Below are 24209 nucleotides of genomic sequence, written 5' to 3'. Positions count from 1 at the left end.
TCGAACCCGCAGGTACCACCAGAGGCCGAGAAAGACAAAAGTATTTGAAAGCGACTCGAGGCGCTGGGAGATATAGAGGACGGCGGTCAGATTGATGGGCAGGACCAGCCAGAGTGCGGCCAGCGAGGCGGCAGCCAGGCCTGAATTGAACACCGCGCGCCGGGGAAAGGCGGGTTTTTGCAGCTGGTGGAAATCGAACAGGGCTCGCAGGGCCAGAAAGACCAGCAGGCCATTGAGCAGGTGGATTGCCAGGTTGGTCAGCTTGAATGCATACGGATCCATGCCGGTGAAATAGTGGTTTGCGGCGAAGCTCAGCATGCCGAGCCAGCGTCCCTGGTGGGATCCGGATGGAAACGACATCGCCGCGGCAAACCAGTTGCTTAAGGAGTTGGAAGAAACCTTGATTCCCGGATTGCCAAAAATGAAGCTGTAGTCATCGTAGACAAAGCCGCCTTGCAGGCCCTTCCAGTAGACCAGTGAGGTAGCGGCGAAGGCTGCTGTCATCAAGAACCAAGTTATTGATCTTGAAGTGTTCTTCATCGTAATGAATGACCGCCTTGATGGCGCCAAATTGAAACGTTAACACGGGTTTTGCGGATGAGAAATCGGAAATGCAAAAAAAAGCCCCTCATGCGAGGGGCTTTTGTTGACAGCTTCGAACGCTTGCTTATTAGCGACAGACGGCCGGCAGCAGTTCCGGGCGAACACTGCTGCCCGTGCAGGACCATGCAGTGATCTGGCCATTTGCAACTTCAGTGGTGTCGGGAACCAGTTCATAGGTAAGCCCGGCAACACCATCACCAACTGCCGTGCGGTACGTGACCGTGATGCCGCCCGTTGCAGCGTAGGTCAGCGACCGGACGTATTGTGTCGTTACGAAGCCATCACAGCCAGCTTCAGCGATGTTGGCCGGAAGCGTGTTCTGCGAGGCAACGTACTCGGAAACCGACGATTTGCAGGCGTCGGCGGCGACAACGCCTTCCGTAACCTTGGAGCGCTTGATGTAGTTCTGGTAAGCCGGCAGCGCGATCGCGGCCAGGATGGCGATGATCGCGACGACGATCATCAATTCGATAAGGGTGAAGCCTTTCGTCTTGTTAACGTTCATGGTGTCTTCCTCGTGGAAATAAAGGTAATCCGGATTGCCCTTGGCTTCCGATCCGGTCGACGCAGGGTTTACCGTCCTGGGCCGCCCGCTTCGACAAACATCGGAAGGGTGAGTCCAATGTAGCAGCATCCGTGCCAACCTCGTTCAGGTTTCGACATCCTGCCACATTCGTTGACCGCGTTCACGTTAGTGGATGCGGGTTCGAAAATTCGGATTCGGAAGTGGGAAGCCTGTCACGTATCGCGAGGCTCGCGATTCGCGAGTCTGCAAAGGAAGCAGTCAAGGTACTTTCCAGGGCTCCTGCCCGGAACCGTCATCTTGTGACATTCACTGTCAATCAAGTCGCGGAAAGTCCCTGGAATGATTACCAGGGGCCGGACGGACACCCTCGTATCGGGGATCTGAATGCTCAGGAACCTGCGCCTGCGCCCCTCCTCGGACTAGCCTGCGGCAATTCCTTGTGGGATCTGACGAACTGTGCGGTCGAGGGGCCATCAGGCGTGCCAGATCCATTGGTTGAATACATCTCCATTGGCGGAACACATCGGCATTGTCGACATGCTCGCCAGGTTGTGCGATTTGCTCCCGGAACGTCTGCGACGGTCGGTGCTGACGAGTGGCGCTTGATTCGTAAAGAATTCCGAGTCGATCAATTGCACGGCGTGGCGCCAGGCTTTCGATGCGAGATTTCGGCCGGAGTCACGTCCATGCACACCGCTGCGATTGCGGTTTTCTTCGCGAGCCGTGTGTCTACCAGGGGTAAACGGCCATGGCCTCGAGGGGCTCACCGGTATGGGCATCCAAAAGCATGGTGGCACTGGATTTGCGCGCCATGATCGGAGCCCAGACGACGTCTTCCTCTTTCCGGTGGTTCGAGCGCAACCACTTGGCGAGCACAGGGCCTGCATCCGCGTTCCTCTCGCGCAGATTGGACAGAGGTTTGGCTCGGTCGAGGATGGCGGGCGCAACTGCTTCATAATCGACATAAAACTTGGGGTAATTCTGGACGTCTCTTCCCCCGGGGCCCTGGAACATGAGTTTGGTTCGCTCTTTCCCCCGTGGAGGTATTTGGGCGCCGACCAGGCGCGGTCCGGTCCAGGAAAAGCTGCGAAACTCGGGTTTTTTCCCCGCCGCCAGATCCTCGGGGTCGATATCGGCTGGAGCCATCACGTTGAAGCGGTCGACCGCTGCCACGATGAACACCGGTCGCGACTCGGCGATCACGTGCAGACCATAGACGAGGGCCGCCGATTGGACGACGCCGATCATCCAGAGATCGAAGCGCATGCCCCATTTGCCCGACTTGAACAGGATCAGGGTCATCAGCGGGCCGAGGACGAGGTCCACGCCGAGCAGGACGACGATCAGGTGTTGGCCGCCGGCTGCTTCGAAGTAGGGTTCGGGGTACCAGACCAGAAACAGCAGGGCCAGCACCAGCAGGCCGACCAGGAGGCTGATCGAAAGGTGGATGCAAGCGGCTTTCCAGCGTGACATGGGCCAGGGTCCTCGCTATCAATCGCGCGGATGATAGCGTCTGTTTTTCCTCTTTCAATAGGGTTCCGGAACGAGAAATCCGTCCGGGATCTTCTCCTCGAGCGGCTTGCCGGAGAGCTTGGGAAGGTCCAGCGCCGGGCCAGGCGGTTCGCGTTTCGGCAACTGCTTGAGCAGGTGGTCGATCAGGTTCAGGCGGCCACGCTTCTGGTCGTTGAAATTGACCACGAACCATGGCGCATGGTCGGTGTGGGTGACCTTGAGCATGACGTCGCGGGCGTCGCCATAGTCGGCATACCTTTCGCGTGCCTTGATGTCGATCGGCGACAGTTTCCAGCGCTTGGCCGGATCCTCCGCACGTTCGTCGAAGCGCTCTTCCTGCTGTTCCTGGTCGACGCTGAGCCAGTACTTGAGCAGGATCAGGCCGTCGTTGGTGATCAGGCGCTCGAAGACCGGACAATCCTGCAGGAACTGGCGATGCTGCTCGGGCGTGCAGAAGCCCATGACCGGCTCGACGCCGGCGCGGTTGTACCAGCTGCGATCGAACAGCACGAGCTCGCCAGCGCAGGGCAGGTGGCTGACGTAGCGCTGGAAATACCACTGGCTCGACTCGTGTTCGTTCGGCTTGGGCAAGGCCACGGTGCGCACGTAACGATTGTTCAGCGGGCCCTCGATGGCCTTGATCACACCACCCTTTCCGGCGGCGTCGCGGCCCTCGAAGATCACGACCACGCGCTGGTTGTTGGCCGTGATCCAGTGCTGCAGCGCGATCAGCTCGGCCTGCAGGTCCTCGAGGGCCTTTTCATATTCCTTGCGCTTGATCGAGCCCATGCGGATCCCCTTGTTGGCCTGGATTTACTGCTCGCCCAGACGCGGACGCAGGCCGGCCAGGTTGCAGGGACGGGTGCGCGCGTCGAGCTGGATTCGGATGATCCTCTCCCAGGCCGTACGGCAGGCCGAGGTCGAGCCCGGCAGGCAGAAGATGAAGGTCTGGTTGGCGAGCCCGGCGAAGGCGCGCGACTGCAGGCTGGAGGTGCCGATCTCCTCGATGCTGATCGCGCGGAACATTTCGCCGAAACCCGGCATCAGCTTGTCGAGCAACGGTTCGATCGCTTCCGGGGTCGAATCGCGGCCGGTGAAGCCGGTGCCGCCGGTGATGAGGATCCCATGCACGGCGTCGTCGGCGATCCACTTCGAGACGATCGCGCGCATGCGGTAACGGTCGTCGCGGACGATGCCGCGCTCGTGCAGGCGGTGGCCGGCGGCGGCCAGGGCCTCGACCAGATAGTCACCCGAACTGTCGTTGGCCGCGGTGCGCGAGTCGGAGACGGTCAGCACGCACAGGCTGAGGGAGATGAGTTCGGCGGAGGCTTCCATGCATCGAGACTAGCGCGCCGGGTCGTCCTCAGTCGATAGGCGCGGCTGCCTGCCCGGTTCGGTGACGGTGCGCCATGGCCTGCAGCAGCGCCATGAAATCCGCGGCGAAGCCGTCCATGTCGAACAGGCTGCCCTGCCCGCGAAGAACCGCTAGCCGAGCGTGCAAGGCGTCGCGCACGCTGCGCTCTCGGCCCACGCGCAGCGCGAATTCAACGAACGCGGCATCGTCTGCGACATTGAGCTCGGTCATGCCGAGATGGTGATTGAGGCTGCTGGCGACGCGCGACGCGAAAGTCTCCCCGGCCGAGGTCAGGACCGGACAGCCGGCCCAGATCGCATCCGAGGCCGTGGTGTGCGCGTTGTAGGTGGCGGTATCGAGAAAGAGGTCGGCATGCCGATAGCGGGCCAGGTAGTCGGCATGCGGCAGCTTGGCCATGAACACCAGCCGATCCGGATCGACGCCCGAGGCCGCTGCCTGCGCGCGCAGGTTGGCGTCACTTCGCTCGGGTCCGGCGAGCAACCAGAGGACCGCATCGGGCACCCCGCGCAGGATCGCGAACATGCGCTCGAGACTGCGCGCATCGAGCTTGTAGCTATTGTTGAAACAGACATAGACCGCGCCCGATGCTGGCAGGCCACATTCGGTCCGCACCGGCGGCTGGCCGACGGCACGCCCGGGATCGGATGGCTGGAAGCAGCGCGGCAGCCAGGCCACCTGCTCCGAGAAGTACTGGCACAGGCGCGCCGGCAGGACCTGGTGATCGGCGATCACGTAGTCGATCCAGTCGGCGCCGGAGGTGCCGGGGTAGGCCAGCCAGTTGACCTGGATCGGCGCCGGCCGCAGGGCCAGGGCCTCGCTGATGTTGCCGCCGCCCCAGACCCGCAGGTCGACCAGGATGTCGAGCTCGCTGGCCGCGATGCGCTCTGCCATCCCGGCCGCAGGCAGATCAACCAGGACATGCCACGCGCCGGCTGCGGCCTGCAGTCGTTGCTGCACCGGTGATCCGTCGCTAGCCGCTGTGGCAAAGAGCTGCAGATCGACACCGCGTGCGGACAAGGCCTCGAAAAAGGCGACCGTCAGCAGGCCGGTCGGATGGTTGCCGAAACCGTTCGAGGCAAAGCCGATGCGCAACGGCGCGTCGGGCGCTCGTTGCGCATGCCGGAATTGCGGGCGGGCGGCGAGCGGATCGATCCGTCGCCCGACAGCGGCGGCGAACTGCATGGCGCAGACCCGTTGCTCCGCGGCTGTCGCCGGTTCGGCGAGGAAGCCAAATGGCGCGACGTCGCTCGCGCCCGCGGCAACGGCCTCGCGCAGCCGACCGGAAAGCCGGTCGAGATCGCGCCAGTCACATAGCTGTCGCCTGATGAAGACGAGTTGGGCCAGGGCGCCGCTGAGATTCGGGTCGATCTGTAGCGCCCTGGCATGGGCCTCGGCCGCCAGCCCGGGCTGCTTCAGTTCGTCGGCGATCTGGCCGAGCTGATAGGGCAGGTCGGGGTTGCCCGGCGAAACACGCTCGCCCTCGCGGCAGGCATCGGCCGCTTCGTCGAGCAGGTGCTGGGCGGCGAGGGACTGGGCCAGCAGCAGATAGGCCTGCGCGTTGGGCGTCTGCTTGAGGACCATGCGCGCAATGCGTTCGCATTGCGCAGGCTGGCCCAGGGCCAGCTCGGCGGCGGCCAGGTTGAGCCAGGCGCCGAGGAATTCCGGGGCCGCACGCGCGGCGGCCTCATAGGTGTCGCGTGCCGCCCGGGCGTCACCCGCCGCGCGCAGTGCGTTGCCGAGACCGTTGAGAACGGCGGCGTGTCCGGGCGCGATCAGCCGGGCCGACTGCATCACGGTCAGGGCGGCGTGGACATCGTTGCGTGCCAACAGGACACTGCCGAGATTGCACAGGGTTTCGACCGAACGCGGTTCGAGGGCGCTGGCTTCGCGGAGTGCGACGACGGCCTCGTCGAGACGGCCCATGCTGAACAGGGCGACGCCATGCAGGCGCGCCGGTTCGACCGCAAGCGGAAAGTTCGCCCGCGCCTCGCTCGCCAGCTGTGCGGCCTTGTCGGGACGACCCTGCGCGATCAGTTGGGCAATGGCATCGAGTCGCTGTTCCACGGGCATCCGAAGGTGTGCGGGGCGCCCAACTTAACCAAGCCCGGTCAATGTGTCATCAATAACCAGGCAGCAACCGCGCGATGGCCTCCGCGGTCCTGCACGCCCAGGAATGACGAGCTAGGGAGGCTCCGAACAAGTGGCACAACCGTCACGACACCTGCCTGCGCGCAGATCGCGGCGCGCCGACGCAGACAGACTGGCCGTCTTTCAAGTCGGCGCAACAAAGAGCTGCGCGCAGGCAGGCGTCGCCCAACAGACTGATGTCATTGAGAAAGGGTGGCGCTCAGAAGGCCCGCCACAGGCACCGCGCGGCTCGTCAAGGCAACCAGCCTTCAAGTCGCCACGCAGCACCTGTGGCGAGCCTTCTGATCGCCATGACGATTGCGCCACTTGTTCAGAGCCTCCCTGGAGGGGGATGGCACGAACGGCCACACCGTCATCCCAGCGAAGGCTGGGATCCATTCTGATTTGAGGCTGGGAAATCGGTACGACGAAACGCTCTCGCGGCTCGCCCGTCGAACCATTGACGACGCGAATTCCTGCTCGGCAGCCGGCGTTCCGAGTCCTGCCTTGGCAGGAGTGACGAGCCAACGCGGGACGGCTCAGGCCCTCTCTCAGCCGTCCCGGCGGAAGTCGGGATCCAGTCGTCATCGACCAAGATCATGCACCTCGTTCGACGCGAGAGGATCGCGCCGTCCCGTCACCGTTGTCATCGTGGGCTGGCTCAGGCGCGGCGCACGCCCATCACGGCAATGCGGCGCAGCGCGCAATTCACTTCAATGGCCCTGAGCAACTGCCGATATTCCGTTTCCTCACGGCAATCGATCTGCATCGCCACGCTGTGCCATATCGGCCGCACGTGTCGTTCGGCCGCGTCGGCGCCGGCAAACCGTTCGAGCACGGACTCGACGGCCGCGTGGGCCCGCTGCACGATTTCATCGAGCGAGCATTTTCTTTCGCGGTCGCCAAACAGGATCGTCACATTCATCTCGATGCTCCCATCTTCCTACCGGGATGAGTCTCCACGATCGAGAATGAACGAAACTGGTACGGCGCATTCGGATTCGGCTCGACAGTGAATTTCGTCGCGGCGCGTCTTCGGATATGACGATCGGACACAAACCGATCTCCTGAGGATTCCGCGAAGCGAGCGGTTTTTGTGAAAACGCGGTTAAGGAGGCCTGGGCCCGGGGTGGCCTGCCCGTGCCGGCAGGGCGATCGATTCTGTCGTGCACTTCGCAGTTTCCGGACGGGGTGCTGACCGGATTAGCGGTGGTTCAGTCCGCAGCGTGAAAACTGCCTGGGCGATGGCCGTGGCCAGCGACAGATTCCTGCGAACCCAATGGCAAATCTACTGCACAGGGAATCGGTGTTTGCCGCTGGCAGTCGGGCACCCGCAGGGATCGTGCAGGCAATGCCGGCTTGCGGATCCGGTCATCGCAGGTTTGGACAACATCAAGGCGCGCTCGCGCCGACGGTCGGGAGAAGTGGCATGACCATGAAGAAAGCGTCTGAAAACGCCAGGACGGCAGTCAATGCACTGCAGGCCATAGGTTCGATCTGCGCCGACCTGGCGCCGCTCGACATGCCGATGACCGATGAGCAGATCCGCCAACGTGCCGACCTGATCCGCAGCGTCATCAAGACACGCCAGCAGATGCTGCAGTTCCGTGATCGGGCCAAGGCTCTGGGCGAGGCGCTGGAACGCTTTCGCACCCGTCAGGAGGAGATCCGCAGCAAGGTCGCCTGATGGCTCCTCGGTGCGCGGGGCCGGGGTCGCCGGCGTGACCCGAACCGGAGCGATGGGGATGGCGCGAGTCGAGCGCCTGTCCTGTTTGACTTTGCGCAGGAAAAAGTATATTCCAGTGCGCGGAGTCCGAGCGGTTTCGAGGTTCCCGAAACCGGCCGATTTTTCGACGCGAGTCGATTGGGTCATCGGGGCAGGAGAAGCTCATGAAGCGGATCGTCATCTGTGCCGATGGCACATGGAACGTGCGCGATCAACTCGACGAAGACACCGGCAAGCGCCGCCCGACCAATGTGACGAAACTGGCCCGGGCGGTCCTGCCGCGGGCACACGACGGCGTCGACCAGATTGTCTTCTACGACGAAGGTGTCGGTACCAGCGGCGGGCTCGACAAGGTCACCGGCGGTGCTTTCGGCCGTGGCATCGAGCGCAACGTGCGCGACAGCTACCGCTTCCTCAGCTACAACTACGAGGAAGGCGACGAGATCTACCTGTTCGGATTCAGCCGCGGCGCATTCACCGTACGCACCCTGGCCGGTTTCATGAATCGGGTCGGCCTGCTCGACAAGGGCGACGACTATTACGTGCCCGACGTCTTCTCCTGCTACGAAAGCGACGAACAGCCCGGTTCGGAACGCTGGAAGCAGTGCTTCCACAACGTCAAGGTCCGCCGCGAGTGTCCGCCGATCCGAATGATAGGCGTCTGGGACACGGTCGGCTCGCTCGGCGCACCGGGATTGCTGGGCCGCGTGCTCAATCGCAACAAGTACAAGTACCACGACATCACCCTCAACCGGCATGTCGAAAACGCCATCCACGCGATGGCCATCGATGAACAGCGCGTGCCGTTCGCGCCCGATCTCTGGATACGTCCGCCGGACTGGCAGGGTCGGCTCGAGCAGGCCTGGTTCGCCGGCGTGCACAGCAACATCGGCGGCGGCTACACCCCCGACGGACTGGCCAACGAGGCCCTGCACTGGGTCGTCGAAAAAGCCGAGGCGCTCGGGCTTCAGTTCAACACCGCCTATCTGAACTTCTTCGCGCCGGTCTACTATTCCGATCTCAAGGACTCGATGACGGCCGCCTATCGGGTGATGGGACGCAACATCCGCGAGATCGGCAAACACCGGCTGCACGGCGAGGCCGTGCACCAGTCCGCACTCGATCGTTTCAACGATGCGCGTTGCGCCTACCAGCCCTCCAATCTGAAGGCCTACATCGACAGCGGTGAGATTCGCGTGGTCGATACGACGAGGATAGAACGCGGACACAAACCTTGAGCAAGCTCGTTTCCGATATCAGGCAGAGGGTCTGGTACATCGAGGCCCGCGCCTGTGGCGAAGGCGATTACGCATCGGAAGACGCGGCGTCGATGGGCAGCGGCGTGCTCGTCGAAATCGAGCAGCGCGACGAACCGCGCCAGGTGCGACGCTATCTGTTGACCTGTGCCCATGTGGTGCGCCGCAAGGATCCGGTCAGCGGCGATTGGGGTGGCCCGGTCCACGACGAGATCCTCTGCTGGCGACCGGGCCAGGGTTATACCCGCACCTACAGGGACAAGCGCCGCTGCGGCGAGCACCCGGACATCTATTCCGCCCGCCTGAGCGTGCTCTCGCCCTGTGGCGGTGCAGCGGCGGCATTGCCCGACGAACTGCGCACCGCGCCGAACGACTGGGTCCTGCTCGACATCGCCGACCCGACCTTCCAGAACGAAGGCCGTCCGTTGCGCTGGGCCGATATCGAGGATGGCGCGCCGGTGCGTATCGTCGGCTATCCGGGCGGCGCCGGCCTGACCCGTCATGCCGCCGGCACGCGCATCTGGGTCAACGGCAGCGTCGTGGAGAATCTCGCGACCGGCCCGTTCAGCCAGGAGCGCACGCCCGAGCCCGGCATGCTCAGCCTGTCCGGCGTCGACGAGACCCGCCCCGGCATGAGTGGCGGTGGCCTCTTCGACGAAGACGGCGCCCTGGTCGGCCTGCATCGTGCCGCTGACGATGGCGCCCTGCAGCGCAACGCGATCGCGATCACCCATATCCGCGATGCGCTGGATACACGTCGCAATGCCTGGCCGACCACACCGACTGCGCCGCCGCCGGTTTCACCCTGGCTCATGCGCACGCTGGCCGCGATCGTCGTCATGGCCCTTGTCGCCGCGGGTCTCTGGCAATACACGCGCCCGCGCGATTGCCGGCTCGAGGTCCGCGTCAGCGCCGGCGCACCGGGCCGCGTGGCTCGCGTCATCGACGTGGTCCGCGCGGATGGGCTGACCCGTTCCGAGGTGCTCACACCCGGCGGGGCGGCCGAACTTGCATTGCCGCGCATGGCCGCCGGCGAACACTGGCAATTCAGCCTGCGCTTCGATGAAGCCGCTTCGCGCCCCGTGGACATGGCCGGCTGTCCGCGCGCGCAGGGCGATTACGAACTGGAGGGTGCGCATGTCGTGCTGGTACCGAACTAGTGCAATCGGCATCGCGGTGGTCCTGATCGCTGGCTGCCACCCGAAGCCGCCTCCGCTCACCACCGCCGTGATCGGCAATGTCCGCGATGCCGCCACCGACGAGCCGCTGGCCGGCGCCCGCGTCTCTCTCGCGCTCGGTGCGCAGGGCCAAGCAAGCGCGCTGAGCGATTCCGACGGCCACTTCGAACTGCAGTTCGAAACCGCGCCCGACAGTGCACCGTTGTCGGTCGACCTCAGTGCATCGGTCGACGGCTACGATGTCGCGGTCGACAAGGTCGAAGTGATCAAGGGTAAGACCACGCAAAACAGCTACGGCCTGCGCCTGGTTCCAGCGGGCGTGTCCGCCTGCATCCAGAAGCAGCGCCCGGCCGTGATCGTCGGCCATTTCCGCCCGGCCAGCGGGCGTCCCGATCCGGCCCTGTCCGATCGCATAGCCGATACCCTGCGCTACAACCTGCTGGTCCAGATCCAGAAGGCCAACTTCGCAGCCGATGCGCAGCCGCGCATCTTTCCGTGCAGTGCGGCCGAGCCGAAGGTGCCGGAACGCTACGGCGGCTACGCACGCTTGTTCGGGGCGGATGCCTACGTCGGCGGTTACGTCACCAGTCCCGATCCGGTCAAGGTCAAGGTGCAGATTGCGGTGGCCGACGGTTACGGCGTGCTGAGTGCGCCGATGACCGCCACCAGTCTCGATGTCGATCTCGACGATCCGCAACTGGCCCGACTCGCGCCCGAGGCCAATGCCGCGGTGCTGACGGCACTCGCGATCGGCTACAAGCTGGCCAACAAGCCGCAGGAGTGCATCGACCTGATCGCCGCTTCCGAGCGCCTGCTCGGCAACCTGCCCGATACCCTGCTCGGTTTGCGCGAAGACTGCAGGGCGGCCCTGCCGAACCGGGGGTTGCTGTGATGAAGCGGATCCAGCTCGTCCTGATGGGCCTGTGCCTGTTCGCCCTGGCGCCGCTCGCGCACGCCATCATCGGTGTCGATGTGAACGAGGACATCGACAGCGTGCTGGCCGGCCGTGCACCGCCGCTGCACTTGCCGGACGCGAAATACCGCATCGCCGTGTTCGAGTTCGAGGACCCCGATGGCACCGGCCTCGGCAGCGCGGTGTCGACCCTGATCGCGCGCGAAGTGCTTCTGCGCAGCGGCCTTGGGTCGCTCGGCGTGCTCAACTACTACGGCTCGCTGGCGCCGACACGGAAGCATCCGCAGAGCTATTTCGACAAGGTCGACCTGGTCGTCCGCGCGCAGCAGGCCAGCCTCGCGATCTGGGGCGTGGTGCGTCGCGACGAGTCGTCGATCCTCATCGACGTGCAGGCCCAGTTGCCCGATCCGGTCGTCGCCCGATCCTATGCCTGGGAACTGAAACTGCCGCAGGCCATGGGTGGGGAAACCCTGCATGCGCGCATTTCGCCGACCCGGCTGCAGGTCCAGCACGTGCGCATGCCTCGCGAGTTCGCCACGACGCTCGCGGCCATGGCCAGCGCCGGCAACGTCGTGCGCGCCGCGCCATCGCGCAGCGCGGCGATTTCCGCGCGCATCCCCAAATACTCGGCGATGACGGTCACCGAAACGCGCGGCGGCTGGTCGAAGTTCGTCGTGGACGGCAGGGCGGGCTGGGTCCAGGGTGCCACCGACTGCACGCGCGAATGCGCGCAACTGCTCGGTACCGCCTCGTTCGTCGGCGCCCTGCTCAAGTTCGGCGATGGCGGACCGGCGCCGACGCCTTCGAAGGATCTCGCGCGCGATACCCTGGTCGTGGCGCGCCAGCTCGCCGTGCTGGCCGATCTGCGCGGCAGGACATTCCGGCCGGCGGAGGTCTACCTCGCGCGCTGGGATGGCGCCAAAGCCAGCGACTTCGGCGCGCCCTATGCCGACTTCCTGGCCCTGAGCACGCTGGCCGACGCCTTCAAGCAACAGGGCGAACGGCCCTACGACGCGATCCGTCTCGATGACGTCGTCGTGCGCAGGGTCGCCACCGCGCTCGCGCAGGCCTCGCAGGACGATCCGCGCAACACCGAAGTGCTCGACAACCTCGCCGTCCTGTTCCGCGTGCTCGGCGATGAACGGCGCGCCAGTCTGGCCCGGCGGCTTTCCTCCGAGGTCCAGGACACACGCAAGGCGGAGCCCACCCAGTGAGCGATTACAGTCAATGGAGGAACTGGGCGGCAGGCCTCGACGAGACCGCCTTCGCGCGACTGTGGCTTGCTCTAGGCGCAGTCACCGCATTGCGTCCCGCGCAAGGCGTACTCGATGACTGGCTCGGTCGGATCACGTCACGTGCTGCGCGAAGCGGCGAACTGGGCTGGACCGCGCCGCGCTTTGCCGGTTCGTTCGCCCAGCGCCTGCAGGCCCTGCCGGCGCCGGATTGGCTCGCCGGCTGGAATGCACGGATCGGCGCCCGGCTCGACAAGGTTCCGGTGCGCGTCGCCGAATGGCCAACCGCCGAGGACGATCCGGCCTGGCTGACCTCCCTGTACCGGCTCGTTCCGGTGACCTCGCTGCGCCTGCCGCTGCTGAGCAACCGCATGCTCGGCTGGCCGTTGCGCATCGCCGCCCTCGAGGACATCGACCGCGCCGCAATCAGGGACGCCACGGGACTCTGGCCAGCGAGCGGACTCGCCCGCATGGTCGGTTCGGGCAGCGAGTGCTTCGCCTGCGATGTCCTCATGCTGTCCGGAGATTTCGATGGGCTTGCGGCATATCTGGACGGCGGCCAGGTGTCGGCCAACATCCTCTTCGCGCGCGCACCGGGGCCGCTGGCGAGGGAGGATCACGCGCGCATCCTCGGCCTCGTCGACGCCACCCAGTCTGGCGGATTCGTCCTGTTCGAAGACGATCCTGGCATCGACCTGCCGGGTCGCATCAACCGCTTCGTCGAACAGCTCTCGCATGCCCGGCGCGTCGATGTCGCGGCCTGCCAGGCGTTTCGCGATTTGCCGCAGCCGGCCATCGTCGGCCTCTGCGACGAACTCGCGCGCTTCACCATCCGTCGCGTCGCCCGTCGCCTGCAGGAACGCTCGCGCAACGTGCAGCGCGCGGTCCGACTGCCAGCCCCGTTGCGCGCCGAACTCGGCGCGATCATGCCCCAGGTTCCCGACCTGCCGGCGCCGGTACCGCGTGCGCCATCGGGACTCGAGTCGCTTGGTTCGGATACGGTGCAACAGTCCGATGGTCTGGAATCGCTCGGCGGCGAATCCGCTGCCGACGCGGCAGCGGCAGCGGCAGCCGGAGCCGAGCCCGAGGTACCCGACTACGAGCGGCTCGAGGCACCCTATGATCACGAATCGGCCGGTGCCACACGCCTGGTCCAGGCCGCCGAGGCACTCGAGCGCGCCGAGGCGGCGGTCTCGGCCAACCGCTATCTGCAGCAGCGCGCCTCGATCGTGCGCAACGACAACGAGATCCCTGCCAGCCGCGGTTTCGTGGTCGGGCTGGTCGCGCGCGTGCGTGTGCACATCGGTCCGCCCGATCGCGAGTCCAATGCCTTGCCGGAACCGTTCCCGGAAGATGCCCTGCCGCAGGAATTCGACAGCTGGGACCTCGACGTCTGGCTGTCCGAACCCACGCACCTGCCGGTGCCGCTCGGCGCCGCCATCATCCTGCACCGCACCGGCAACAGCACGGCCTGCACCTTCGAGTTCACGCCGGCCGCGGCGGAGCCGTTCAACGGCCGCATCAGCGTGCTGTATCGCGGTCGGGTGATCCAGACCGCGGCATTGCGCGCGACCGCCAGTGCCAGCGAGGCCGCCTCGGCGAACGGCACGGCGCCGGTCCTCGAAAGCGTCTTGCAGGTCAAGCGCATGCTCGCCGATCCGGATCGGCGGCGCTATGACCTGGCCTATGTGCTGAACCACGCCGCGACCGACCAGCCGGTCGCCCATGCGATGGGCGGTCAGCGGGCCTGGCTGTCCAACCTGCGTGTGGTCGAGAAGACCGTCGAGGACATCAACGCGCTGCTCAGTGGCGTTGCCCGGACGGCCCGGGACTACGCCGGCGGCCTCGACAGCGACAAGGGCAAGACCCTGCTGCGCAATCTCGCCGAACTCGGCAACTACCTGCATCTCTATCTCGTCGAACCGCAACGCGCCGGTGCGGCCGGGGCCGCGCGCAGGCAGCTGTTCGACGGCGAATTCATCCAGGTCGTCAGTACGCGCAGCGACGCCGTGGTCATCCCGTTCGAGTTCATCTACGAATACGACGCCCCGGCCGACGACGCGATGTTGTGCCCGCACTGGCGCGACGCGATCAAGGCCGGCCAATGCGCGGCGACCTGCAAGCACGACGACAGCACGTTCTGCCCGATGGGCTTCTGGGGTCTCAGCAAGGTCATCGAGCGGCATGCCTTGCAGGCCGACCTCGCCCTCGAAGGCGAGGTCGGCCTGCAGTCCGAGCCGGTCGCCGGCCGCGACACATTGAAGATCGCCGGCGCGGTCGTGTTCGGCTCGAGCGCGCGCGTCAAGGACGAGCAGCTCGGCCCCCTGCGCCAACGTCTGCAGGCCGCCCAGCTGGATGGCCATCAAGCCGCCGACTGGAGCGACTGGAAAGCGCAGGTCGGCCAGGCCAGTCCGTCCGTGCTGATCGCGCTCGCCCACTCCGATGGCGCGGGCCGTGCGGCGACGATCGAAATCGGTGGCAAGCCGATCAAGACCATCGGCATCACCGCGGCGCATATCTGTGCCAGCGCCGAGGGCGGCGAGCGGCCACTGGTCGCGTTGCTCGGTTGCGACATGGCCGGCACCGGCGACGACTATGCCAATCCGGTCGCCGTTTTCTGCACCCGTGGTGCGGCCGCCGTGGTCGGAACGGTCGCCACCGTGCTGGCCGAGCATTCGGCCGAGGTTGCTGCCCGCCTCATGCAGGGCCTGACCTTCGCCGATCGCACGCAGACCCGCCGCCTCGGCGAAGCGATGCGCGAACTCAAGCGCAATGCGCTGCTCGATGGCGAACTGATGCCGCTGTGCCTGATCGGCTTCGGCGACGCCGACTGGCTGCTGTCCAACTGATCAGAGCCTCCCCGAGGATGCCATCATGTCCAAGCCATTCTTTCGCATCGAAATGCTGCCAGCCAAGCACGGCGACGCGCTCTGGATCGAATACGGCACCGAGGAACTGACCCGCCGCATCCTCATCGACGGCGGCCCGATCAATGCCTGGCCCGAGGTTTCGGCGCGGCTCGAACGCTTGCCCGCCGGCGATCTCGGCGTCGAGCTCGCGGTCATCAGCCATGTCGACACCGATCACATCGAAGGCCTGGTCCGCCTGATGGCCGAGCCGTTCCAGCGCTGGCCGATCGATCCCGCGGAGATCTGGTTCAACGGCTGGCGGCACATTGACGAAGCGACGGACCTCGGCGGTCGCGAAGGCGAGTTCCTCAGCGCCCTGATCCATCGACGCGCGTTCGAACGCTGGAACGCGAGTTTCGACGGCAAGGCCGTGTGCACCGGCAAGCTGCCCGGCGATGCGGTCGAGCTGGCCGACGGCATGCGCCTGACCCTGGTTTCGCCAAATGCGCAATCGCTCGCCAAACTCAGGAAGGATTGGGAAAAGAACCTCGACAAGTGGCAAATCGATCCCGGCGACCTCGACGCGGCCTGGGCCCAACTGGTCGAGGAAAACAAGTTCCATCCGGATGCCGAGCTGACCCTCGGCCCGGATGACCTTTCCGATACCTTGCGCAGCCTGCTCAAAGGTCAGGATTCCGGTGACGCCAACGGCAGCAGCATCGCATTCCTCGCCGAGTTCGCCGGCAAGTCGTGCCTGTTCCTCGCCGATGCGCACGCCAAGGTCGTCTGCGAATCCCTGCGCGATCAGGGCTACACCAAGGCCAAACCGCTCAAGGTCGATGCACTCAAACTCGCCCACCACGGCAGCAAGAACAACATCACCCCCGAACTGCTCGAACTGGTCAACGCAAGGCACTACCTGGTCAGCACCAACGGCGACAAGTTCGGCCACCCGAACAGGGAAGCGATCGAAGCGGTGATCCAGGGCTCACGGCGCAAACCGACGCTGTGGTTCAACTACCGCTCCGACCACAACATCGCCTGGAAGGCCGAGTCGCTGAAGCCCGGCGCCGCGTTCAGCACGCGCTACCCGGCCAAGGGCCGGAGCGGCATCGTGGTCAAGCTGTAGCTTTGTGGGGGGCGCTCGAATGCGGGTGCGAACCTGCGAACGGATTCCGATGGACCTTGTCGGCTGGTTTGGAGTATCGGCGCGCGTTCGGACTGCGAAATCGCCTCGCTCATCGATGGGGCGACCCTGCGCCATCAACATCGGACCTGCCGCACCCGTTGGCCCTGAGTCTGTCGAAGCGGCATCGCCGGGCTGCCGTCCCGCTCCGGCCATGTCCGATCATTGCTTCCTTCGATGCGCTTGAGGGCCGGCCCGGCTCAACGCGAGCCGAAGCGGGTGAAGCGATCCCGGATTTCTCGTACCCACCAGGGATCCGAAATCGAGACAGTCGGCGGCCCGATCAGCAGCGCTGCCCCAGCCGTACTCCGAGATCCAACCGGGCCGAATCCTGCCGATTCTGCCCAGCGCCAATCCCGCGTCCGGTCGATGTCCGACGTTTCTTCGCCTCGCAGCGACGCCTGACCACCGTTGGGCGACCGCGCATGCCCTTGAATGCTGGCGTATCGAGCAAGCGCCATGGAGCCTGGATCATTCGAAGTTTCGCGCACTCTGGCGATACTTTCCTGGCCCTGGCGCTGTTGTCGGGGCACACCATTCAACTCAGGAACAAGCGATGCCACTTATCAACGTAAAACTGATCGAAGGCGTTTTCTCGGATTCGCAGAAGAAGGAAATCGCCGCAAAATTGACCGACACCATGGTATCGATCGAAGGCGAAGCGCTTCGTCCGGTCACTTGGGTCGTGATCGAAGAGGTGAAGAGCGGTCACTGGGCCATCGGCGGAAAGACCCTGGCAACCGACGATGTGCTGTCGATGTCCGCCAGAAAGGTCGCCTGAACCGGATTGGCGCGGTGGATCCTCTGCTGCGCCGATTCCGATCGACCCATGTTTCGCTGGCCTGGACACGGCCTTCCGCGGCAGGGTACGTAACGGGCAGGGCAGTCGTCACCGGGCAGCTTCCGCGGCCCGTTGGCGCCGCCATGTCGAAGGCGACACCCCGACGATACGCCGGAAGGCGCGGCTGAATGCCGCTTCCGAGTCGTAGCCGGATTTGAGCGCCACGTAGGCTATGGTCGAGTTCCCTTCGGTCAGAAGGCGCGAGGCGATCTGCATTCGCCAGCGGGTCAGATACTGCATCGGTGTGAGGCCGATGAACTGCACGAAGCGATCGTGCAATGCCGAGCGTGACAAGCCGACGCGGCCGGAGAATTCATCCATGGTCCAAGCCTGGGTCGGATGGTCGTGCATCAGCCCGAGCACACGGCCAACATGGCGGTCGCGCAACCCGGCAAGCCATCCGCTTTCCGCTTCAGGCAGGCGATCCAGGTAGCGTCGAAGCAGATCGACGAACATCAATTCGCTCAAGCGCTCGAGCACGACTTCACCACCCGGCCGCTTCTGCGCGGACTCAGCGGCGGCCAGTCGCGAGAAATGCAGGACCGAATCGATGGAGCCTTCGGCGAGCTCTTCGGCAGAGACATGGATCATGCGCGGCAGGGAGTCGAGTACGGGATTGAACGGGCTCCTGTCGCAGCCAAAAAAGCCGCAGAGCAATCCGGCTTTGTCCGAATCGACGACGTCGGCCGCCACGGTATTCGCTGTTTCCGTCGTTCCCTGTTGCAGCATGAACGGCAGTTGCGTCGAACGGTGCTCGAAGAGGAAGTCGAGGTCGGGTTTGGTCCGCATGCCCGGTTTGCTCGAGATCACGTGGGCATCGCCATGGGGGAAGACGATCACGTCGCCGGCCTGCAAGCGGATCGGATCCGCTCCGGCCAGGCTCGCCCAGCACGATCCGTGCGTGACCACGTGATACTCCATCACGTGTTCGGAACCCGGCATGATCGCTCGCGCAAGATCGGCAGCCTTCGGCGCCTCGGTCACCCAGGGCGCCGTGCAATCGACATGAAAGAAGAGCGCGCCCCGCAGGCGCACGAACCGCAGGAGATCCGAGAGTGTGTCATGGCTCATGGCGAAAGTACTTCCCGCTTGTGCCTGGCGATCGGCCTGGTCATCGTCGTCTCCTCTCCAGCGTTGCCGGTCGCAAGGCCCGGTGCGGCGGATTGTGCCGAGAGTGCACGAATCATTGATTCACGGCCATCGCGGCGACTCGACGGCGCGGTCGTCATGGGTGACGCCATGGTATTCGTGCATGCATGGCAGCCGCCAGCGTGGAAATCGATCGAGGCCTGGACCGCAGCCCAGGCGGCTGCGGAAGAGCGCGCGATATTCGCACGCTCAGAGTTGGGTGAAGTGATCGCCGAGGCGCATCAGGGTGATTACATCCTGGCGGTTGTGCTCGAGCACGCGGCCGAGGTTCGTGCTGGATTGGCCGCGCAGAAAGGCGAGCCATGCTGCAGGTGCCTCGGAACCGGGCAGGTCGTCCTCGCGGACGATGCGCAGGACCTCGCGTTCGATCGTGGCGAGCTTGCAGTTCGGCAAGTGGCCCTTGTAGACGCGCCGGGTCGGATGCAGCCAGTCGATGTGCGGCAACTCGGCGAGGCGATGGGCGACGTGGTTGAGCCGCAAGCGTCCCTTCAGCAGCGGCGCGTCGTAGCTCTTGCCGTTGTAGCTGACCAGGATCGTTTCGGGCCGCAGCCAATTGGCGAAGGTTTCGAGCATTGCGCGTTCACCGGCGATGGTCGTCAGGTAGAGCTGGCGTACGGTCAGCACATCGTCGGCCCACGCGGCGACGCCGATCATGAAGGCCCGTGTGCCGACGCCGCCGGCGAGCCCGGTGGTCTCGGTGTCGAAACAGAGCAGGCGATTGCGCTCGATTGGGGCTTCGTCGATTGCCGGTACATCGAGGGTCGCGCTGGCCGCATAGGCGAACTGTGCTTCGACGTAGTGCAGCCCGGGCGCGATTTCTTCGCCGGCTGGAGGTGGCAAGATTCGCCGCGATTGCAATGGGGTTTGCTCACGTGCGCGGATGAGCCTCCGCAAAGCATGAAGCCGATGTTCCTTCTCCCGCTGGCGGGAGAAGGTCCCGACTGTGCCCGATGGGAGCGGGCACGAACGGCGCAAGCCGGCCCGAAGGGTGAGCCCCATGGACGGGGCGAATAAAGGGGATGAGGGTGGTGCTTTTGCTGCAGGGCCATCGACGCCCGGCGAATTGTTCACCCCATCAAGCCCCGCATCCCTGCGCAACTGGCGCAGCTTTTCGGCAACGGTGCTCATGCGTCGAGCAACGCGAGCACCGCCGCCGCGCATTCGCGCTGGGTGGCGCCGGAGATCTCGTCGGCTTCGCTGACCGGGCCGATACAGGCTGGGCAGCCGCCCGTGCAGTCGCAGCCTTCGACCAGGGCCATCGCCTCGCGCACGAGCAGGGCCGCATCACGGAACAAGGGCTCGGACAAGCCCATGCCGCCCGGGAAGTTGTCGTAGAGGTACAGGGTCGGCAAGAACGCATCGGCTTGCTCTGGATCGGTCGGCTGGCCGCCGGCATCGCGCCACTGGCCGCGGCCGTTGCCATCGCGCGTGGCGAACCAGGCCGCGTCACCGGAACCGACGGCTTTCTGCAGGTCGCGACCGTCGGCCATCGCGCGCACCGAGGCGACCGTGTGCAGCGCATAGGCGGCACCGAGGAAGCCATCGAGCGCTTCCTGCCGGCTCGCGAACGCAGATTCGAGCGTTCCCTGGGTCAACTGCCACCACAGCGCGCTCGTGTGCAGTTCCTGGTCGGGCAGGGTGACCGGTCCGTAGCCGATATTCTCGTGGCTGTAGAAGCGGATCTTCTTGTAACCCGAGACATGCCGCACCACGTGTACTTCGCCGTGGTGGCAGGTACCACGACCGGCGTTGGCGCCGTCGAAGCGCTCGAGCACCTTGAGCTTGGTGTAGTCGATTGCGTCGGTGTAGTAGTCCGCATGGGTGCGCGTGACGAAGGCCTTGCGCCCTTCCCAGTCCAGGCGTTCGACCTGGTACGGACTCGACTGCACCATGTAGATCGCGCCTTCGTAGAGGGTCAAGGCGGCGCTCGAATAATCGACCTCGGCGATGATGGTCTGGCGCCCATCGCTGCGGTCGACGACGACGAAATTGCCGTCGGCGACCGAGCGCAGGCTGACCGCGCCGGCCGGATAGCTGTCGGCGATCCAGTCCCAGCGCTCGCCCTCGTGATGCAGCACGCCCGATTCGGCCAGCACTTCCAGATAATCATCGACGCGCGATTCGCCGAAGGCGTCACCCGAGGTGAACGGCAATTCGAATGCGGCGCAGCGGATGTGATCCAGCAGGATCAGCATCTGGTCCGGCGCGATGCGCGCCTGCTCGGGTGGTGCGGAATCGAAAAACTCCGGATGACGCACCACGTACTGGTCGAGGGCCTGGCTCGAGGCGACCATCACGCCGAGCGACGGCTTCTGGCGTCGACCGGCCCGGCCGAGGCGTTGCCAGGTCGCCGCGATCGAGCCAGGAAAGCCGTTGAGGATGGCCACATCGAGGGCGCCGATATCGACGCCGAGTTCGAGTGCCGAGGTGCTGACCACGCCATCGATGTGGCCACCGCGCAGCGCGCGCTCGGTCTCGCGGCGCTCGGTCGGCAGGTAACCGCCGCGATAGGCGCGAATGCGCGCCGGCTTGCGCGGATCGTGGTCGAACACGTCCTTGAGGTACTTGGTCAGGATCTCGACCATGAGTCGCGATTGCGCGAACACGATCGTCTTCATCTTCGCCCGGATCGCATGCCGGGCCAGGCGCATCGACTGCGAGCGTGCCGAGGCGCGGATGCCGAGATCGGGGTTGATCACCGGCGGATTCCACAGCAGCACGTGGCGCTCGCCGCACGGCGCGCCGCTCTGCGTGATCGCATGCACGGCCTCGCCGAGCAGGGCCTCGGCGTGTTCCTTCGGATTGCCGATCGTCGCCGAACACAGGATGAAGATCGGCGAGACGCCATAGAATGCGCAGACCCGACGCAGGCGGCGGATCACGTTGGCCACGTGCGAGCCGAACACGCCGCGGTAGGTATGCACCTCGTCGATCACCACGTAGCGCAATGATTCGAAGAACTGCGCCCATTTGGTGTGGTGCGGCAGGATCGCCTGGTGCAGCATGTCCGGATTGCTGACCACGATGTCGCCCTTGATGCGGATTGCCTGGCGCGCATCGTTCGGCGTATCGCCATCGAAGGTGAACGCGCGCAGGCCGAGCGTGCCGGCGCTGTTCAGTTCGAGCAGCTCGGCGACCTGGTCCTGGGCCAGCGCCTTGGTCGGAAACAGATACAGCGCCTTGGCCTTCGCCTCGCGCACCGCCTCGATCACCGGCAGGTTGTAGCAGAGCGTCTTGCCCGAGGCGGTCGGCGTAACCACCACCACGTGTTCACCACGCTGCACGTGATCCCAGGCCTCGCGCTGGTGGCTGTAGAGCTCGCTGATGCCTCGCCGTTCGAGCGCCTCGCGCAGGTCGGCCGAAAGGCCCGGCGGAAACTCGGCAAAACGAGCCGGTTGCGCCGGGCGGCGGAAATACCCGGTGATGCGATCCCCGTACTTGCGCGCCCAGCGTTCGACGAGGCGTTCGATCGATCGGGGTGCAGATTCGAGCAGGGCAGGTTCGTTCGCGATCGTCATCGGGGCCTCCAGTGGAAGCCCTTGGATATAGGTAGGTGCGGTCTCGCCGGATGAGACCAGCGCGACGCTGACCAAAGACCAACAGTGCAGGGCGACGAGAGGACCCTTCGGCAAGCTCGGAGCGAACGGCGACTGAGAATGGCGAACGGTTTTCGTCAGCGCGGATTTCTCCCCAATCAGGGATTCTCAAACGAATCCGCGAAAATCAAATCACCGGTCGCCGTCGCCCGCGGTTCGATACCCCAGTTCGGGATGGCGCCGAAGCCGCTGTTGCGCAGCACCGGCCAATTGCTCGCACCGGTCAGGCGTTGCCAGGCGGCCGCGGCGCCGCTGGCCTGATGATCGACGGCATAGGCGATGGCCGGTAGCAGGTTGCCCCAATAGCCGGTTGCCGCGGCGGACGGGGCGCCGCCGGAATTGCCGAGCAGCGCGTTGCCGCATGCCGCGCTGCCGTGGGTCTCGGCGAACACCTGGGCCCAGGTCGGATACCACGAGGCCGGATTGTCGTTGCCGCCGTCGCTGATCTTCGCGTTGTAGACGCTGGCGTAGTTGAAGCAATACCCGGCGCCGGTACCAAGGATGCCGACCGCGCCCTGATAGAGCCAGTCACGCACGCGCTCATAGGCGCTCATGTTGGCCAGCGGCTCGAGGTCCGAACCCAGGCCGAGCGCCTGCATCATGAAGTGCTGCTGCCACGGCGCGATCGTGCCGGGTGCGTAGAGGTCGATGTCGTACTCGTAGAAATAGCCGATGCCGCTCGCGCCGAGCGTATCGACGACCCCGGCCCAGTGGGCGATGTTGCTGGCCAGCAGGGCGCGATAGTCGGCGGCGATGGGATCTCCGCTCGGCGCGATCCCCACGTACTGGCTTAGCGTGCGCAGGCACCAGGCCATTCCGCGCGTCTGCCCGGTCATCAGGCGTGCCGTGCCGCTGCCGTTGCCCGATGTGTTCATCAGGTAGCAGAGCGCGGCCTGGTCGGCCATGGTTTCGAGTGCGTAGTAGTCGCCACTGATCAGATAGGCCAGGTAACCGCCGGAGCCGTGGTGGGCGATATCCCAAACCAGCGCTCCCGCGCCGATCGAGGTGGCGCCGCCCTGGTTCGGCCCGTCGACGGTCCAGGTCGGTCGCGCACTCGGCAGCGGCGTAGCCTGGGTGACGCTGTCCTTCCAGACGATCGGGTAGCTGTTCAACGCCAGGGTTTGCGCCATCACCGCCTTGCGCGCCCGCGAATCGGCGTGCGAGGTGACATACAGCGCATCCCAAAGCGGCAGCAGGCCGATCTGGTCCTGGAACCCGGTCTCGCCCATCTGCGGCGTCCAGCCGGCCGGTGAGAACGGCACGTAGACCTGGGTCAGCCCATCGAGCGCGGCCTGGCCCGGCGTGTCGCCGAAGAAGTTCGGCAGCAAGCGCGTGCTGACCAGATAGCCGGTGTCGATGTCCGCCTCGACCGGGCTCGCCGCGCCGATCCAGGCTTCCTGCGACCAGCGCGTGTGCGCGAAGTGGGTCAGCACCGCGCCGCCGTTGTCGAAGACCTGCACGCCGCCGATGACGACGCTCGGCACGTAGCTGCGATCGCTGGCAGCGACATCGAGCCGGCCGTTGTCGACCCATGTGCGCACCCACAACTGTCCACTCTTGTACAGGCGCACCTGGAACCAGATCGCGATATTGGCGTTGCCGTTGGGCGAAGCCCGGTAGTGCGCCTCGACCATCTCCGGGCCGCTGATCCAGGTGCGCACCGGCGTCGCGAGCAGGGTCGAAAGGCTGACCGCGCCGACCGCGCCGAGATCGACGAGCGCCGAAGGATTCGCGTTCTGGATGTCACTCGCCGTCAACGCCGTGCCGCCGGGTTCGGTGGCGACTGACTCGACGACTACCTCGGTATTCTGCCCGGCGACCAGGCTGATCTGCCCGGCGGCGATCGCATGCTTGACGCTGCCATCGTTCCAGCGTGCCTTGACCGTGACTTGCGAATCGGCGAGCTGCAGGTGCGCGAAGTCCGGCACATCGCCCTTGCGAAACCCGAGCCCTGCCGTGAACACGTGCAGGCCGGATTGCGTCGAGTGCAGTCGCAGGGTCGTCACCGGCGATGCGAACGAGATCAACGGCATCGTCAGCATCAGCCAGGTGGCCAGCCAGCGCGCGGCGCAGCATCCTCGACGGATCGGGCCGGGCACCTGCCGCAGGTCCTTCCGGTGCTCGCCGTGATCAGCCACGA

General features: G+C 65.3%; 18 protein-coding genes and 1 pseudogene. 8 read left to right on the top strand and 11 right to left on the bottom strand.

Translation table 11 applies throughout. The annotated features are described in order from the left end of the window. From BM125_RS16105 to BM125_RS16070, 7 genes and pseudogenes are all read right to left on the bottom strand, one after another. Positions 1-504, bottom strand: a pseudogene (locus BM125_RS16105) (hypothetical protein); the annotation flags it as partial. Positions 505-670: 166 nt separating this feature from the next. Then, positions 671-1108 (bottom strand): pilin, encoded by a 438-nt coding sequence (locus BM125_RS16100; protein WP_092409844.1) that lies wholly within the window; start codon positions 1106-1108, stop codon positions 671-673. 750 nt (positions 1109-1858) lie between these two features. Beyond that, on the bottom strand, positions 1859-2602 hold the full coding sequence (gene tfpZ / locus BM125_RS16090; protein WP_092409840.1) for a TfpX/TfpZ family type IV pilin accessory protein: 744 nt from the start codon (positions 2600-2602) through the stop codon (positions 1859-1861). Between the two features lie 54 nt (positions 2603-2656). Further along, positions 2657-3430 (bottom strand): polyphosphate kinase 2, encoded by a 774-nt coding sequence (gene ppk2, locus BM125_RS16085; RefSeq protein ID WP_092409838.1) that lies wholly within the window; start codon positions 3428-3430, stop codon positions 2657-2659. A 24-nt stretch (positions 3431-3454) separates the two neighbouring features. Then, entirely contained in the window at positions 3455-3976 is a 522-nt protein-coding gene (gene moaB, locus BM125_RS16080; protein ID WP_092409836.1) for a molybdenum cofactor biosynthesis protein B, read from the bottom strand. A 28-nt stretch (positions 3977-4004) separates the two neighbouring features. Next, the gene (locus tag BM125_RS16075) at positions 4005-6080 is read right to left on the bottom strand and encodes an O-linked N-acetylglucosamine transferase family protein (RefSeq protein WP_175498140.1); all 2076 of its coding nucleotides are present in this window, start codon (positions 6078-6080) and stop codon (positions 4005-4007) included. Between the two features lie 724 nt (positions 6081-6804). Then, positions 6805-7068: a hypothetical protein gene (locus BM125_RS16070; protein WP_092409834.1), complete on the bottom strand. Its 264-nt coding sequence runs from the start codon at positions 7066-7068 to the stop codon at positions 6805-6807. Between the two features lie 504 nt (positions 7069-7572). Here BM125_RS16070 and BM125_RS16065 point away from each other — a divergent pair. From BM125_RS16065 to BM125_RS16030, 8 genes are all read left to right on the top strand, one after another. Next, entirely contained in the window at positions 7573-7830 is a 258-nt protein-coding gene (locus BM125_RS16065) for a hypothetical protein (protein WP_092409832.1), read from the top strand. Positions 7831-8033: 203 nt separating this feature from the next. Then, positions 8034-9107 carry a DUF2235 domain-containing protein gene (locus BM125_RS16060; protein WP_092409830.1) on the top strand — a complete coding sequence of 358 codons (1074 nt, stop codon included), beginning with the start codon at positions 8034-8036 and terminating at the stop codon, positions 9105-9107. Beyond that, positions 9104-10285 (top strand): S1 family peptidase, encoded by a 1182-nt coding sequence (locus BM125_RS16055; RefSeq protein WP_092409828.1) that lies wholly within the window; start codon positions 9104-9106, stop codon positions 10283-10285. Before BM125_RS16060 ends, BM125_RS16055 begins: the two co-directional genes overlap by 4 nt. Further along, a complete protein-coding gene (locus BM125_RS16050) occupies positions 10263-11195 on the top strand; it encodes a carboxypeptidase-like regulatory domain-containing protein (protein WP_175498139.1) in 933 nt (310 codons plus the stop codon). Before BM125_RS16055 ends, BM125_RS16050 begins: the two co-directional genes overlap by 23 nt. Next, positions 11195-12430 carry an SH3 domain-containing protein gene (locus tag BM125_RS16045; protein WP_092409824.1) on the top strand — a complete coding sequence of 412 codons (1236 nt, stop codon included), beginning with the start codon at positions 11195-11197 and terminating at the stop codon, positions 12428-12430. The genes BM125_RS16050 and BM125_RS16045 overlap by 1 nt, the downstream gene beginning before the upstream one ends. Further along, the gene (locus BM125_RS16040; protein ID WP_092409822.1) at positions 12427-15297 is read left to right on the top strand and encodes a hypothetical protein; all 2871 of its coding nucleotides are present in this window, start codon (positions 12427-12429) and stop codon (positions 15295-15297) included. The genes BM125_RS16045 and BM125_RS16040 overlap by 4 nt, the downstream gene beginning before the upstream one ends. A gap of 25 nt (positions 15298-15322) precedes the next feature. After that, positions 15323-16426 carry a ComEC/Rec2 family competence protein gene (locus BM125_RS16035; RefSeq protein ID WP_092409820.1) on the top strand — a complete coding sequence of 368 codons (1104 nt, stop codon included), beginning with the start codon at positions 15323-15325 and terminating at the stop codon, positions 16424-16426. 613 nt (positions 16427-17039) lie between these two features. Further along, positions 17040-17264: a tautomerase family protein gene (locus BM125_RS16030; RefSeq protein ID WP_092409818.1), complete on the top strand. Its 225-nt coding sequence runs from the start codon at positions 17040-17042 to the stop codon at positions 17262-17264. A gap of 108 nt (positions 17265-17372) precedes the next feature. Here the strand turns inward: BM125_RS16030 and BM125_RS16025 are convergent, their stop codons facing one another. From BM125_RS16025 to BM125_RS16010, 4 genes are all read right to left on the bottom strand, one after another. After that, entirely contained in the window at positions 17373-18395 is a 1023-nt protein-coding gene (locus tag BM125_RS16025) for an AraC family transcriptional regulator (protein ID WP_092409816.1), read from the bottom strand. A 267-nt stretch (positions 18396-18662) separates the two neighbouring features. After that, positions 18663-19313: a ribonuclease H-like domain-containing protein gene (locus tag BM125_RS20725; protein WP_425429637.1), complete on the bottom strand. Its 651-nt coding sequence runs from the start codon at positions 19311-19313 to the stop codon at positions 18663-18665. Between the two features lie 284 nt (positions 19314-19597). Then, positions 19598-21991 (bottom strand): DEAD/DEAH box helicase, encoded by a 2394-nt coding sequence (locus BM125_RS16015; RefSeq protein ID WP_092409813.1) that lies wholly within the window; start codon positions 21989-21991, stop codon positions 19598-19600. A gap of 176 nt (positions 21992-22167) precedes the next feature. Beyond that, positions 22168-24207, bottom strand: coding sequence for a hypothetical protein (locus tag BM125_RS16010; protein ID WP_139225072.1), 2040 nt, complete (start codon positions 24205-24207; stop codon positions 22168-22170). Between the last annotated feature and the right edge of the window lie 2 nt (positions 24208-24209).

Source organism: Dokdonella immobilis (assembly GCF_900115085.1).
GTDB lineage: Bacteria > Pseudomonadota > Gammaproteobacteria > Xanthomonadales > Rhodanobacteraceae > Dokdonella > Dokdonella immobilis.
The sequence above is the reverse complement of the archived record's forward strand: the minus strand, read 5'-3'. Positions and strand labels throughout refer to the sequence as shown.